Below are 13,333 nucleotides of genomic sequence, written 5' to 3'. Positions count from 1 at the left end.
TGTTGAAAAGATTATTCAAGAAATCGGATCTGTTTTGAAAACTGCTCTAATTCTTTTTTTTATTGTATGGTATTTTTTATGATTCGGATATTGCCTTTTTGAAGTCATATTGTTGAAAATTAAGGCAGCTAGGAGTAAAATCAATACACCAATCAGAACTGGAGAAAATAGATAGGTGTAACCTAGCGCTTTTATTTTATCCGAACCTATGATAGCTATAAGAGCAGTAGCTCCTCCTGGCGGATGTAAAGTTTTGGTAATTTGCATCAAAACTATAGAAAGTGAAACAGCCATTGGCGCAGCAATCCAAATAATATCAGGAACTAACTTGTGAACTGTAACTCCTACAAAAGCAGAGATTAAGTGGCCTCCAACTAAGTTACGGGGTTGCGAAAATGGACTTTGGATAATTCCATAAACTAATACGCTCGAAGCTCCAAATGAGCCAATCAAGTATACTGCATCATTTCCTGAAAAATGGATGGATTGGATGTAGGCTAAAATTCCAATAGCAACAAAGGAGCCTAAAAATGCCCAAAAATGTTCTTCAAAGTCTACCAAAGTCTCTTTGTAAAGAACGTATTTTGTTTTGCGATAACTCCGTTTTATTTTCTGAATTGGCATAAAATATTATTTGGATAAACTAGACGAATAGGTATATACCGTGAATGGGTAAATCAATTGAGCGGTATGTTTTGAAATAAAACAAACTGCCATAATAGGAATAAACAAGGTGTAATTATTCGTTAATCCACAGACTAAGAATATTGATGTAAAAGGAGCGTTGATGCTTGCACTTAAAACGGCTGCCATTCCAATAACCATAAAATTTAAGGGAATTATATCGGCACTGAGATAAGTATTAGAAATAGAAGCTACTAGTAGTCCTAAAAAAGCTCCAATAAAAAGACTTGGAGCAAAAACACCTCCATCTCCTCCAGAAGCTAGTGTTAATGAAGTTACAATGGGTTTTAAAAGTACAATTGCTATAAATGTTAGTGCTAAAGAAAAGGATATAGTATTTTGATGTGAATTAGCAAATATAGTTTTGATAGCATGATATCCTTCACCATAAAGTTGTGGAAATAGGAACAGACAAATGCTCAAAAAAAGCGATCCTAATAGAATCTTATAGTAATGGCTTTTGATTTTTGAAAATTGGGCATTAAAAAACAAAACACAGCGAGTAAGGTATACGGAGTTCATTCCTGCTAAAATCCCTAAGAGTATAAAATAAGGAATTGCTCTCAAATGCCATGTTGTAATGGTGATGTCAAACAGTGGTTTTTCGTTTAATAAAAAAACAAGACCAAAGGCAGTTGTTACCGCTATTAAATTTGTGATTAAAAAGGTTTTGGTCGCTTTTTTGGAAATAACTTCCAGTGCAAAAAGAATCCCTGCAATGGGACTACTAAATAAAGCGGTTATTCCAGCAGCTATTCCAGCACAAATTAATTCTGTTTTGTATTGTTTAAAAACATTTTGTTTTCGTTGTGCAACAGCGCCAATTGTAGCTGATGCTACTACAGTAGATACCTCGATTCCTGTTGATCCGCCAAAAGCTACCGTCAATAATCCATTAATAAAATGAGAAGGAATTTTATAATTAGGTAAGTTATTCGATTTTGATTTAGTGCTTTCAAAAACTTCTTTGATTCCTTTGTTTTCTTTTTTTCTAAAAAGATATTCTCGAAGGAAATAAATAACTGAAAAACCAAAAACAGGAAAAATAATAAAGAAAATAGGGTTTGACGATGCTTGGTTAAAAAAAATCTCCTCGTAATACGCTGTTGTTTTTTTTAATGAGATTCCTAAGAAAGCAGAAAGAAATCCAATTAGAATAGAAACAACAATTAATTTTTGATATTTAATTCGGAGGTAATTTTTTTTAATCAGAGTGGTATTGTTCATTTTTAAAATAAGTTAATTCTCTATTCATTATTAGGACATAATGAAACAGTTTGTCAGAGTGTTACAAATTTAAATAAACAAATTTAAAATAAAATTTAAAAAGGAGTTTTTTATCTTTTTTATGATTTCAACGCCAATTTTAAGATTTTATAATTCAAAATTCTCTTATTTTTCATAAAATTCTATTGGTAAATCATCAGGATCAGCAATAAAGAAATAATTTTTTTTGGTATGAACATCCATTCGGATTTCTTCAGCATATATATTTTGTGAAGTAAAATAATCTCTTGTTTTTTGTATGTCGTTAACTTCAAAAGCTAAATGCCTAAGACCAGCAGCTTCTGGTCCTGAAACCCTTTTTGGGGCGTTTTCAAACGAAAATAATTCAATGGTAAAAATTCCGTTGAGTGCTAAATCGAGTTTGTAGGATTCTCTCTCAGCTCTATAAATTTCTTGAACAATAGTTAGTCCTAATATTTCGGTGTAGAAATGTTTTGATTTTTGATAATCAGAGCAAATAATAGCAATATGATGAATTTTATTTAAAGAGAGCATAGTTTGTCTTTAGGATTGATATTTTGTTTTTTTATTTATTGGTTCAATTTCCGAATCACTTTAGCTGGATTTCCTACAGCTAGAGAATTATCAGGAATGTTTTTTGTAACCACAGATCCAGCACCAATTACGCAACCATTTCCAATAGTTATTCCGGGACAAATGACGGTATTTCCGCCAATCCAGCAATCGTCTCCGATGGTTATGGGTAACGCATTTTCGAGTGTTTTTCTAAGTTCTGCATCAAGAGGATGAGTTGCGGTGTAGAGTTGGACTCCAGGTGCAAAAAACACATTAGAACCTATCGTCACTTTTGCGCAGTCTAAAACAACGCAATTCACATTGAAATACACATTTTCTCCACAATAAATATTATACCCATAATCACAAAAAAAAGGTGGCTCGATGTATAAATTTGCCCCAGCATTTGGAATTAATTCTCGGAGTATTTCTCTTGCTTTTTTAGTTATTCTATATTCGATAACATTTAACCGATGGAGTAGGTTTTTTGATTTTCGTCTGTCTTTTACTAAAATAGGATCGCCAGCTAAATAGTATTCTCCAGCTATCATTTTCTCTTTTTCAGTTTTCATAAAAAAGTCTTTTTTCGGGTAAATATAATTGAAAATTACAATTCAACCTTTAATTATTACAATTCAGTACTTAAAAAAATTAGAAGAACAAGAAGCACGTTATATTTGTTTTAAATTATTAAGATATATGAAAAAAATTGGTTCAATATAGAGAGTTGGAGTCCAGAGATGATTCGTCAATTTATTTGGTTAATAGCAACAATATTTGTTTCATTTTGGATATATAGTTTAATCAAATCAATTATCAAAAAACAAGAAAATAAAATTAAGGTTCAGAAAATTATTGCGGGAACAGCAAATGCAAAATTTGAAAGCCTAAAAAATCAAATCGATCCGCATTTTCTCTTTAATAGTTTAAATGTTTTGAGTTCCTTAATTGAAGAAAATCCTGAGAATGCACAACGATTTACAACTTCGTTATCAAAAATTTACAGATATGTTTTAGAACAAAAGGATAAAGAGCTGGTTTCTGTAGCAGAAGAATTAGCTTTTGCCAAAACTTATATGGATTTGTTAAAAATGCGTTTCGAAAACAGTCTTTCTTATGAATTGTTGGCCGAAAATATTGATGCTGAAGCCAAAGTAGTTCCTCTTTCCTTACAATTATTATTGGAAAACGCAGTAAAACACAACATAATAAGTGAGCAAAAACCCTTGTGTATTAAGGTTTATTTAGAAGATGATTTTTTAAGGATTGAGAATAATTATCAAAAAAAAGATGTTTTGCAAGACCGTCAAGGTGTTGGACTTGATAATATCATTAATCGCTATGGAATTATTACAAATAGAAAAATAAAAATAGAACAAACCGAAAGCTTATTTATAGTCAAAATACCAATATTAACTAAACAAATATCAATTATGGAAAATGTAAATTACAATCAGAATAATGCCTACTATAATGCTAAAATGAGAGTTGATGAAATAAAACGGTTTTACACTAGTTTGATTTCATATTGCGTAATAATTCCTTTTCTAATTTTTATAAACCTAAAATATAGCAGTGGATTTCAATGGTTTTGGTTTCCAATGTTCGGTTGGGGATTTGGATTAGTTATGAAAGCACTTCGAGTTTATGGATATGGTTCTAATTGGGAAGAGCGTAAAATACAAGAGATTTTAAAAAAAGAAGAACGTAAGCAAACTTGGGAATAATTTTAGAATTAAATTTAAAACTAACAAAATGGAAAATATTTCAGAACAAAATGAACGCTATTTTTTAGCGAAGAAAAGAGTCAAAAGTATGAGAGGATTTTATATCCATTTATTCTTCTATTTGGTAATTAATACGGTTATAATTGCTCAAATTTTTACACATAATGATCGCGAATTTTTTCGATTAGAAAACTTTTCTACGGCATTATTCTGGGGCATTGGATTACTGGCTCATGGAACAAGTGTTTTTGGTAGTAATTTAATTTTTGGAAAAAAATGGGAAGAAAGAAAAATCCAAGAGTTAATGAATAAAGATGTAAACAAGAAATGGGAGTAATAATTTATTTTCTTGGGTTTAAATTATATTAACCAAAAACCATAAGCCAAAAATGACGACAATTATAATCGAAGATGAAAAACCAGCAGCAAGATTATTGCAACGAAAACTCAGTAAACTAAATATTGAAGTAGGAGTGATGCTCCATTCTGTGGAAGAATCTATCGAGTGGTTTTCTAATAATGAGCATCCAGATTTAATTTTTCTGGATATTCAATTATCGGATGGATTGTCATTTGAAATCTTCGAAAAAATGGAAATAAAAAGTGCTGTAATTTTTACCACAGCTTATGACGAATATGCCTTAAAAGCGTTCAAATTAAACTCGATTGATTATCTTTTAAAACCTATCGATGAGGATGATTTAGAAGCCGCAATTTCTAAATATAAAACCCGTTTGCCCAAACCAGAAACGAACCTAAGTTTAGACTTCGAACAGATTCGAAAAATGCTTTCTAACCCATTCGAAAAAAATTATAAAAAAAGATTTACCATAAAAATTGGGCAGCATTTGAAAGTGATTTCTTCCGATGAAATTGAGTGTATATTTAGTGAAAATAAAGGGACTTATATTCATACTTTCGATAATAGAAGTTATTTATTAGAATCAACTTTGGAAGTTTTAGAAAATGAATTAGATCCAAAAGAATTCTACAGAATTAGCCGAAAATTTATTATTCCATTGAAGTCGGTCAAAGAAATTGTGGTGTACTCTAATTCTAGATTAAAGGTGATTTTGCCTTCCTATAAGGAAGATGAAGTTATAGTAAGTAGAGAAAAAGTATCTGATTTTAAAAACTGGATCAGATAAATTTCATTTAAAATTTTAGTTTATGTAAATTGAATTAAAAATATGGTAATGAGTTTTTTAAAAATTTAATATAGATTATTTCTATAGTGGATTTATACCTTAAAAACTGTTTTTCGGACTCCAATGAGCACAAAAATAAACAAAGTGTAAACGATAAAAAACGGGACTATGTACTCTATTAAATTCATTGGTAACATAATGGCAATAATAAGCAATTGAAAGCCTAAACCGTAAATAGAAACAAAAGTCATAAACCAATTTGGAAACGTTTTTACCTTGTAAGCTTCTTTATCTAGTGTGTGAATTATTTTGTCGAAACTGCCATATACAATAGTATAAATTAGGAACAGAATATCAACTGATTTTTGACTTTCGCCCGGCAAAGCTCTTGGAGATTTGTATTCAAAAATTTTACTAGTTGAATCTCCACCCACAGATTTATTTCTTAGAATTACATAATAATAATTGTATAAAGTACCTTGTAATTGAATGCATATAAAAGCTAAAAGTGTAGTCCAAATAGAAGTTTTAGAAACATAACAAATGGTTGTAAAAAACAAAAAATTCAAGATGATATCAAACACACTGTCGAGATAACGACCTACATAAGATGGTGTGTTTTTTATCCTCGCTAATTCACCATCTGCAGCATCAATTATAGATTTTAAAACGATGAATAAACCAGCAAGAAAATAATATCCTTCTAAAATGCAGTATATAGCAATTAAGCCAGATACCCCAAAAAGTAAGGTCACATGAATAGGTGTGAAACGAGTGTTTTTTAATTGATTTGCTAACAGTTTTCCAAAAGGCCTTCCGTAATCTGATAAATCTAGAAATTTATCCTGAGCAGCTAGTTTTGACATTTAAAATAATGAACAAAGAAATGCGACAATATAGTCAGATGTAATTTAGGTATTCGGTATAATTATTTGGATAATCGATGTAAAGTAAATGTCATTGCGGTTAGCAAAAAGAATGCTACAATTTGATGCGCAAGTCCTAACCAAAGCGGAACGCTATACAACAAAGTTAAAACACCTAATGTAAACTGCAAAAACACAATGATTACTAAGGCATTTATTCCTTTGGTTTGTGTGGATGACAAAGTGTATTTTTTACTTGCGAAATATAAAGCTAAAATAAGACCAACTACTACATAAGCCATAGTTCGGTGTACAAATTGAACCCCACTTTTGCCTTCAGTAAGATTAAGAAACAATGATTTTTGTTCGATAAAAACACTATCGTGAATAAATTGTCCATCACTCATTAGTGGCCAGTGATTGTGTATTAATCCTGCATTTAATCCCGCAACAAATCCTCCATAGATAATTTGCAATAATAAAAATACTAATCCAATACGTGCTAGTTTTTTTAACGGTACTATTGAAGCTGTTCTATTTGGATATATTAAATCCAAAGCAACCCAAAGTGTATAAGCAAATGTTATAAAAGCAAAAGTTAAATGTAAAGAAAGTCTAAAATGACTTACATCAGGATTGTCAATTAATCCACTACGAACCATAAACCATCCTAAAAAACCTTGAAAAGCTCCCATTCCTAATAAGACTACACATTTTTTAAGTGTTTCTGTAGAAAGACGTTTTTTCAATAAGAAATAGAAAAAAGGAACGATAAAAACTAATCCAATAATTCTTCCGATGAAACGGTGAAACCATTCCCAGAAATAAATGAATTTATAATCACTAAGGGTAAAGTCATTATGGATATTAATCTTTTGGTATTCAGGAAATTTTTTATATTCCTCAAATGCCTGTGACCATTTTGCTTCTGTCAACGGAGGAAATGTGTCCGTAACTAAATGCCAATCGGTCATTGATAATCCTGAATTGGTTAATCGGGTGATTCCTCCCACGACAACCATCATAAACAATAATAAGCAACCAGATAACAACCAAGTTATAACGTATTTATTTTCTTTTTTCATTGTTCAAAGCTAATTTTTGCAAAGGTATTTTAAAACTAATTAATTTTTAATTCAACAAGCGTTAATCTTTAGTCCTAATTTCTCGGCTTTTTTTATCATAAAATCATAAGCAGCTTGATATTCGTTTGGAATTTCCCCTTCTAATATAGCTTCTTTTATGGCTTCCTTCAACATTCCAATTTCACGAGAAGGTTTTAAATCAAAAAGTTTCATAATTTCTTCACCAGAAATAGGTGGCTGAAAGTTACGAACATGATCGCGTTCCTCAACTTCAACAATTTTCTTTCGAACGATTTCAAAGTTTTTATGATATTTCTTGAATTTACTAGGGTTTTTGGTTGTGATATCTGCTTCGCAAAGCGTCATTAAACTCTCTACATCTTCACCGGCATCAAAAACCAAACGGCGAACGGCACTATCCGTTACCGTTTCTTGGGATAAAACAATAGGTCGTGAACTCATCATGACCATTTTTTGAACAAATTTCATTTTTTGGTTGAGCGGCATATGTAATCTTTCGAAGATTTTTTTTGCCATTTTCCCACCTAGAAATTCATGTCCATGAAAGGTCCATCCTTGTTTTTTATTAAAGCGTTTTGTTGGAGCTTTGCCAATATCGTGTAATAATGCAGACCATCGTAGCCAAACATCATCTGAGTTAGGGCAAATATTATCGACAACTTCTAAAGTGTGGTAAAAATTGTTTTTATGTGTATGTCCTTCAATTTCTTCCACTTGGTTTAAAGCAGTTAATTCAGGAAGAATAATATCTAAAAGTCCTGTTTTGAATAAGAGTAAAAATCCAATGGAAGGTTTCTCTGTAGAGAGAATTTTGTTCAACTCATCAACAATTCTTTCTCCAGAAATAATCTTAATTCGTTCTGCATTTTTAGTAATAGAATTCAATGAGTTTTCCTCAATTTCAAAATTCAATTGATTTGCAAAACGAATGGCTCGCATCATTCGTAACGGATCGTCAGAGTAGGTAATGTCTGGGTCAAGCGGTGTTTTGATTGTTTTGTTTTTCAAATCAGCTAATCCATCAAAAGGATCTAACAATTCACCAAAATCAGATTGGTTTAAAGATAATGCTAATGCGTTTATGGTGAAATCACGACGATTTTGGTCGTCTTCTAAGGTTCCATTTTCGACAACTGGATTTCTACTTTCAAAGTGATAGGATTCTTTTCTAGCTCCAACAAACTCTATTTCGGTATCTTCAAAACGCAACATTGCTGTTCCGTAGGTCTTAAAAACTTGAACCTTTGGTTTTTTAGGAAGCAGACTTGAAACTTTTAATGCTAATTCGATACCGCTACCTACAGCAACTATATCTATGTCTTTTTTGAAATCTCTCTTCAAGAGTAAATCCCGAACAAATCCCCCAATGACATAACTGTCAATCTTAAGTTCTTGTGACGCTTGAGAAATTACTTCAAAAATTTTATTATGTAAGGCTTCTTTGTATGAAGTTTTAATGCTCATTTTAAAAATGTTTAACGCTTAAAGTTTAAAGTTGCTAAACTGAATACTGTAAACTATTTTCGAATCACTTTTACTTGTGAATCATTCGTTAATTTAATTATAGTCGAAGGTTTTCCTGCAATTTTATCGTGATGCAAATTTACAACATAGTCAACACCTTTTATAATTTCTGGGCTAATATCTTTGAATGCAATAGGAGTAGGCTGACCTGAGATGTTTGCTGATGTTGAAACTAAAGGTTTTTTCATTCGTTCCAACAACTTAAAACAAAAAGGTTCTTTTACAATTCGGATTCCTAAGGAATTATCAGATGCGATAATATTAGGGGCTACATTTCTGGGCTTGTCTAATATTAGAGTAGTTGGTTTTTCGGATAAATCTAATATTTGCCAGGCTACTTCTGGAATGTCTTTGAAAACATTGTACATCATTTTTTCCCCATTCATCAAGCAAATCATACTTTGGGTTTCGGCTCTTTTTTTTAGTTTGTATATTTTAGCAACTGCTTCTGGGTTTGTTGCGTCACATCCAATTCCCCAAACGGTATCAGTAGGGTAAAGAATAATACCTCCTTTTTGTATCACTTCGAATGCGTTGTGTATTTCTTGATTAAGATTTTCCATTGTTGTTTTTTGTATGCTTGGCAATTATCGATGCAAAATTACTCTTTTGCTTTCAATGTATAAAATACTTTATTTTAGGTTTGTGATTGGAAATTAATAGAGCGTTTTTAAATAAGGCATTTTCTATACACTTTTAAATACTCTGTTGCGGCAACTTTCCAATCAAAACTTGCAGCTCTTTCTTTCATAAGGTCTTCTTTTTCCTTTTGATTGCTGTAAAAATCATTTAGACCATCAACTAGAATTGTTTTCATATATTCTGGGTCGAAATTATTCCAGTAATAAGAATTTTCACCACCAATTTCTGGCAAAGAAGTTTTGTCAGATAAAAAAACAGGTTTTCCAAAACTCATTGCTTCTATAGGAGGTAATCCAAAACCTTCTCTGATAGATGGGAAAACAAAGGCAAGGCATTTTGATAAATAAAATTGTTTTGCTGTTTCATTCACTTTTCCAGTTAAAAAAACTCGATTTTGTAAATGATTTTCATTTATAAAACGTTCTATTTCTTTGCCATAAGATTTATTATTATTTCCTGATATAATTAAATTAAAATCGGTAATGTGAACCATCATTTTTGCTAAAGAAAGAAAGTTTTTTCGTTCTAAGAAATCACCTATGGCATACAAAAATGGTTTGTCAACTGGGATTTTCGACACAAAAGATGAAGTGTCTAAAAGAGTTGAAATAGGATTTCCGTTATGAATTACGTATTCAGGAACATTTGGAACCTGAAAATAATCATGAGTTTGCTTTTTTGCAAATTCAGAGATATAAGTGATTGCGGTTGATTTCTCTAATTTAGCTCTAAAAAGCGCATTGACTTTATGAGTCATGTCAGAAGAAATTTCTTCGGCAAAATTCACATCGTGTACAGTCAGTAAATATTTATTGACATGGAAAGGTTCTACTTTTGTGTTTTGATTTACAGAATGCCATAAATCATATTTTTTTCTGACCCTAAATATATGATGTCTAGATAGGTTAGTGTATTTGTGATACTTAAATTTATCACCAAATTCAGCTTTAAGTATCTTTGGTTCTTTGGCATTTAATGTTAATTCTAAATCATTAAAATCTAATTGATACAGACCTTTAATCAATTCATAATTAAAAGTACCTAATCCTGTTGCCTTATTTTTAAGGTTGTGTGTTTCTAAAAAGACAGTTTTTGACATAAAAGATATGGAAATTATGTAAAAGTAAGTCTTAAATTGGATAAATAAAAAGCAATACCTACTTTTGTTTACTCATAATATTCTATTGATGCAAATAAATATCTTTTCTTCTTTTTTAGCCAATAAATCAAAGTTGTTGAATTACATTGAAAACTTCGATTCAAGCGGAGTGCTTTTTGGTGATGGTAAAAGAAATAAAATCAAGCTTTTTGAATTAGAAGGAAAAACAATTAATGTCAAATCTTTCAAAATTCCGAACTTAATTAACAAAGTTGCCTACAAGCATTTTAGAAAATCTAAAGCGAAACGTTCTTTTGAATACGCTACAATTTTATTGGAAAGAGGAATAGGGACACCACAACCCATTGCCTATGTTGAAAATTACAATTGGCTTGGATTAAAAGAAAGTTATTATGCTAGTGAACATCTGGTTACGGAATTGACTTTTAGAGAATTAGTTGAAATGCCAGAATATGCTGATCATGAAAATATTTTAAGACAATTCACTAAGTTTTCCTATGATTTACATCAAAAAGGAATTGAGTTTCTTGATCATTCTCCTGGGAATACACTGATTAAAAAAGTTTCAGAAGGGCAATATAGCTTCTATTTAGTGGATTTAAACCGAATGAATTTTCATGAATCAATGGACTTTGATTTACGAATGAAAAATTTGAGCAGGCTTACACCAAAAAAAGAAATGATTGCTATTATGAGCGATGAATATGCAAAACAGTATGCTCAATCAAGTGATTTGGTTTTCGAAAAAATGTGGCAAGCAACAAATGATTTTCAAGAAAAATTTGCTCAAAAACAGCGAATGAAAAAGAAATTGAAATTCTGGAAATCTTAATTTAACTGTGTTTTTTTAAGTTCCTGAAATCGAACGTAAATACTATATGCATTTAAATAACAAATTGTAATTCCATTACTTCCATCAAGAATTCCTAACCGAATTATATATAGGTATAAAAAGTGGTATAAAGGTCTAATATAAAAGTGGAAAAGAGTAGGTCTGGTTCCTTTATTAAATTCTTCTTTTGCTTTTAATTGACCATAAAAAATCATTTTTTGCTGATAACTTGAATAATCTTTATAGGAAAAGTGAACGAGTTTGTTTTTTAATTTTCCAGTAGTCCCATTCACAATTAATTTTTCATGAACAATTTTCTGTGAAGTATAGTGTGCTTCATCTTTCTTGAAAAGTCTAAAAATTTTATCCGTTTGCCAACCACTAAAACGTAATTTGGTGTTTTTGAACATAAAAGTTCTGTAGCAATAATAAGCGGAATGACTCTCTTTTTTATTCGTAATCTGAATTATTTCCTCTTTAAGTTTTGGAGTTAATCTTTCATCAGCATCAAGAAAAAGTATCCAAGAATTTGAAGCTAAACTTAAAGCAAAATTTCTTTGAGCGGCATAATTTTCAAAAGGATGCTGAATCACCTTTACATTCTTGAATGATGCAGCAATTTTTGTTGTTTGGTCAGTACTGAAAGAATCAATTACTAGAATCTCCGTTGCAAAATCCAAATCATTAATTACCGCTTCAATATTTTCTTCTTCATTGAAAGTAATTATTAAGGCACTAATAGGCACTTTGTTTATTTGGAGGCTTCTTGTATTCACTTTTTTAAATATTAGAAATATTCTGTTTTAAAAAAGTTTCTATTTCAGTTTTGAATAAATCAGGTGTGAATTCTTGATATAAATCCAGTGCTTCTTTTTTGAGTTCTTTTTCTGTTTTCGATTTAAATAATTCAGGTTTGAAATCATTTAAATGAACTGAAATATTTTGGATTCCATCTTCAAAAGTAGCCCATATTTTCTTTTCAATCCAAGGCGAAAATATAGTAAAAGAAGGCTTATTCAATGCTTTTCCCATATTTATAGCTCCTCCATCATTTCCAATAATCATGTCACATTGATTCATAATGCCAATAAATCCTCGGAGTTGACCACCTAATATATCAAAATAAATTTTTTGTTGCGTTTCAGGTTTACAGCTATTAAAAACGATTCGCGCATCATCAATTTGTTTTGGAAAATAGTTAAACAAAATATTTACATCTTGATTATCGGCAATGGTATCAACTACTTTAGCCATATACTCTAAAGGATATGTTTTTAGTTTTTCACTTCCTAAAAGACTGATTAAAATTGTTTTTCTGTCTTTTTGAACCTTATGCTCTTCAAAAAGTGCTTTTGCTTCTTGTTTTTCTTTTTCGGTTACGAACAATTTTGGCAAAGGATCAATCGGTATTGACAAATGCAAAGGTTCTAATAACGAAAGTCTTCTTTCAATAGCCAAGCCTAAATTTGTTTTTGGAAATGCTTCAAAAGGTACATTGTCGGTGTATAAAAAAGTTCGTCCAGGTTTTTTATACGATATTTTTCTTTTGGCACCGCTCAATAAAACTATGAGCCAACTTTCCAGTTTTGAATAAGCGTCAATTAATAAGTCGTATTTATTGGCACGAATCTGAAAAGCTAATTTTAATAATTCTTTTTTGCTATTACGGTGTTTTTCCTGAAACAGGATGATAGTATCAATGTTAGGATTTCCTTCCAGAACAGGAGTAGTTGATTCGTAAACCAAATAATCAATATGAGCATTAGGATAAGCTATACGCAAATTGTTGCATATAATGCTGCTTATCAAGACATCGCCAATCATTTTTTGTTGTATAACCAGTATTTTCATAGCATAAAAAAACCTCCCGTTTAAGGGAGG

The 13,333-nt window shown here is 30.8% G+C and carries 14 protein-coding genes and 1 pseudogene; 4 read left to right on the top strand and 11 right to left on the bottom strand.

The features are described 5' to 3' along the window. Positions 1–15 precede the first annotated feature (15 nt). From C8C88_RS01225 to C8C88_RS01210, 4 genes are all read right to left on the bottom strand, one after another. Positions 16–624, bottom strand: coding sequence for an HPP family protein (locus C8C88_RS01225; RefSeq protein ID WP_121336396.1), 609 nt, complete (start codon positions 622–624; stop codon positions 16–18). Positions 625–630: 6 nt separating this feature from the next. Then, positions 631–1,911 carry a chloride channel protein gene (locus tag C8C88_RS01220; RefSeq protein ID WP_121336395.1) on the bottom strand — a complete coding sequence of 427 codons (1,281 nt, stop codon included), beginning with the start codon at positions 1,909–1,911 and terminating at the stop codon, positions 631–633. Between the two features lie 165 nt (positions 1,912–2,076). Next, a complete protein-coding gene (locus tag C8C88_RS01215) occupies positions 2,077–2,466 on the bottom strand; it encodes a VOC family protein (protein ID WP_121336394.1) in 390 nt (129 codons plus the stop codon). 35 nt (positions 2,467–2,501) lie between these two features. Next, positions 2,502–3,059, bottom strand: coding sequence for a sugar O-acetyltransferase (locus C8C88_RS01210; RefSeq protein ID WP_121336393.1), 558 nt, complete (start codon positions 3,057–3,059; stop codon positions 2,502–2,504). 186 nt (positions 3,060–3,245) lie between these two features. On the opposite strand from C8C88_RS01210, the pseudogene C8C88_RS01205 reads away from it, so the two are divergent. The 3 genes and pseudogenes from C8C88_RS01205 to C8C88_RS01195 form a co-directional block, all read left to right on the top strand. Then, positions 3,246–4,214 (top strand): annotated as a pseudogene (locus tag C8C88_RS01205) (histidine kinase); the annotation flags it as partial. Between the two features lie 28 nt (positions 4,215–4,242). Next, complete coding sequence (locus tag C8C88_RS01200) at positions 4,243–4,551, top strand: 2TM domain-containing protein (protein ID WP_121336391.1); 309 nt, start codon at positions 4,243–4,245, stop codon at positions 4,549–4,551. Between the two features lie 52 nt (positions 4,552–4,603). Then, positions 4,604–5,362, top strand: coding sequence for a LytTR family DNA-binding domain-containing protein (locus C8C88_RS01195; protein ID WP_121336390.1), 759 nt, complete (start codon positions 4,604–4,606; stop codon positions 5,360–5,362). 92 nt (positions 5,363–5,454) lie between these two features. Here C8C88_RS01195 and C8C88_RS01190 read toward each other — a convergent pair whose 3' ends face one another. From C8C88_RS01190 to C8C88_RS01170, 5 genes are all read right to left on the bottom strand, one after another. Beyond that, positions 5,455–6,228, bottom strand: a complete 774-nt coding sequence (locus tag C8C88_RS01190) for a CDP-alcohol phosphatidyltransferase family protein (RefSeq protein WP_121336389.1) — start codon at positions 6,226–6,228, stop codon at positions 5,455–5,457. 62 nt (positions 6,229–6,290) lie between these two features. Next, positions 6,291–7,313: a COX15/CtaA family protein gene (locus tag C8C88_RS01185; RefSeq protein WP_121336388.1), complete on the bottom strand. Its 1,023-nt coding sequence runs from the start codon at positions 7,311–7,313 to the stop codon at positions 6,291–6,293. Positions 7,314–7,364: 51 nt separating this feature from the next. After that, positions 7,365–8,798: a CCA tRNA nucleotidyltransferase gene (locus C8C88_RS01180; RefSeq protein ID WP_121336387.1), complete on the bottom strand. Its 1,434-nt coding sequence runs from the start codon at positions 8,796–8,798 to the stop codon at positions 7,365–7,367. Between the two features lie 53 nt (positions 8,799–8,851). After that, a complete protein-coding gene (locus C8C88_RS01175; RefSeq protein WP_121336386.1) occupies positions 8,852–9,421 on the bottom strand; it encodes an L-threonylcarbamoyladenylate synthase in 570 nt (189 codons plus the stop codon). A 107-nt stretch (positions 9,422–9,528) separates the two neighbouring features. After that, positions 9,529–10,599, bottom strand: a complete 1,071-nt coding sequence (locus C8C88_RS01170) for a glycosyltransferase family 1 protein (protein ID WP_121336385.1) — start codon at positions 10,597–10,599, stop codon at positions 9,529–9,531. An 88-nt stretch (positions 10,600–10,687) separates the two neighbouring features. Here C8C88_RS01170 and C8C88_RS01165 point away from each other — a divergent pair, with 88 nt between their 5' ends. After that, complete coding sequence (locus C8C88_RS01165; protein ID WP_121336384.1) at positions 10,688–11,452, top strand: lipopolysaccharide kinase InaA family protein; 765 nt, start codon at positions 10,688–10,690, stop codon at positions 11,450–11,452. Here the strand turns inward: C8C88_RS01165 and C8C88_RS01160 are convergent. Both C8C88_RS01160 and C8C88_RS01155 read right to left on the bottom strand, forming a co-directional pair. Beyond that, positions 11,449–12,228 (bottom strand): glycosyltransferase family 2 protein, encoded by a 780-nt coding sequence (locus C8C88_RS01160; protein ID WP_233549301.1) that lies wholly within the window; start codon positions 12,226–12,228, stop codon positions 11,449–11,451. The genes C8C88_RS01165 and C8C88_RS01160 overlap by 4 nt on opposite strands. Positions 12,229–12,232: 4 nt before the next feature. Further along, a complete protein-coding gene (locus C8C88_RS01155) occupies positions 12,233–13,276 on the bottom strand; it encodes a glycosyltransferase family 9 protein (RefSeq protein ID WP_233549300.1) in 1,044 nt (347 codons plus the stop codon). Between the last annotated feature and the right edge of the window lie 57 nt (positions 13,277–13,333).

Source organism: Flavobacterium sp. 123 (assembly GCF_003634825.1).
In the GTDB taxonomy this organism is placed as follows: domain Bacteria; phylum Bacteroidota; class Bacteroidia; order Flavobacteriales; family Flavobacteriaceae; genus Flavobacterium.
Note: the sequence above shows the minus strand (reverse complement) of the source record. Positions and strands in the feature narration are given on the sequence as shown.

What these genes read in the sequence shown, in the direction of transcription:
- C8C88_RS01185 (WP_121336388.1), bottom strand. Translation starts at nt 7,313, where the DNA reads ATGAAAAAAGAAAATAAATACGTTATAACTTGGTTGTTATCTGGTTGC.
- C8C88_RS01175 (WP_121336386.1), bottom strand. Translation starts at nt 9,421, where the DNA reads ATGGAAAATCTTAATCAAGAAATACACAACGCATTCGAAGTGATACAA.
- C8C88_RS01155 (WP_233549300.1), bottom strand. Translation starts at nt 13,276, where the DNA reads ATGATTGGCGATGTCTTGATAAGCAGCATTATATGCAACAATTTGCGT.
- C8C88_RS01215 (WP_121336394.1), bottom strand. Translation starts at nt 2,466, where the DNA reads ATGCTCTCTTTAAATAAAATTCATCATATTGCTATTATTTGCTCTGAT.
- C8C88_RS01200 (WP_121336391.1), top strand. Translation starts at nt 4,243, where the DNA reads ATGGAAAATATTTCAGAACAAAATGAACGCTATTTTTTAGCGAAGAAA.
- C8C88_RS01170 (WP_121336385.1), bottom strand. Translation starts at nt 10,599, where the DNA reads ATGTCAAAAACTGTCTTTTTAGAAACACACAACCTTAAAAATAAGGCA.
- C8C88_RS01220 (WP_121336395.1), bottom strand. Translation starts at nt 1,911, where the DNA reads ATGAACAATACCACTCTGATTAAAAAAAATTACCTCCGAATTAAATAT.
- C8C88_RS01210 (WP_121336393.1), bottom strand. Translation starts at nt 3,059, where the DNA reads ATGAAAACTGAAAAAGAGAAAATGATAGCTGGAGAATACTATTTAGCT.
- C8C88_RS01190 (WP_121336389.1), bottom strand. Translation starts at nt 6,228, where the DNA reads ATGTCAAAACTAGCTGCTCAGGATAAATTTCTAGATTTATCAGATTAC.
- C8C88_RS01225 (WP_121336396.1), bottom strand. Translation starts at nt 624, where the DNA reads ATGCCAATTCAGAAAATAAAACGGAGTTATCGCAAAACAAAATACGTT.
- C8C88_RS01195 (WP_121336390.1), top strand. Translation starts at nt 4,604, where the DNA reads ATGACGACAATTATAATCGAAGATGAAAAACCAGCAGCAAGATTATTG.
- C8C88_RS01165 (WP_121336384.1), top strand. Translation starts at nt 10,688, where the DNA reads ATGCAAATAAATATCTTTTCTTCTTTTTTAGCCAATAAATCAAAGTTG.
- C8C88_RS01180 (WP_121336387.1), bottom strand. Translation starts at nt 8,798, where the DNA reads ATGAGCATTAAAACTTCATACAAAGAAGCCTTACATAATAAAATTTTT.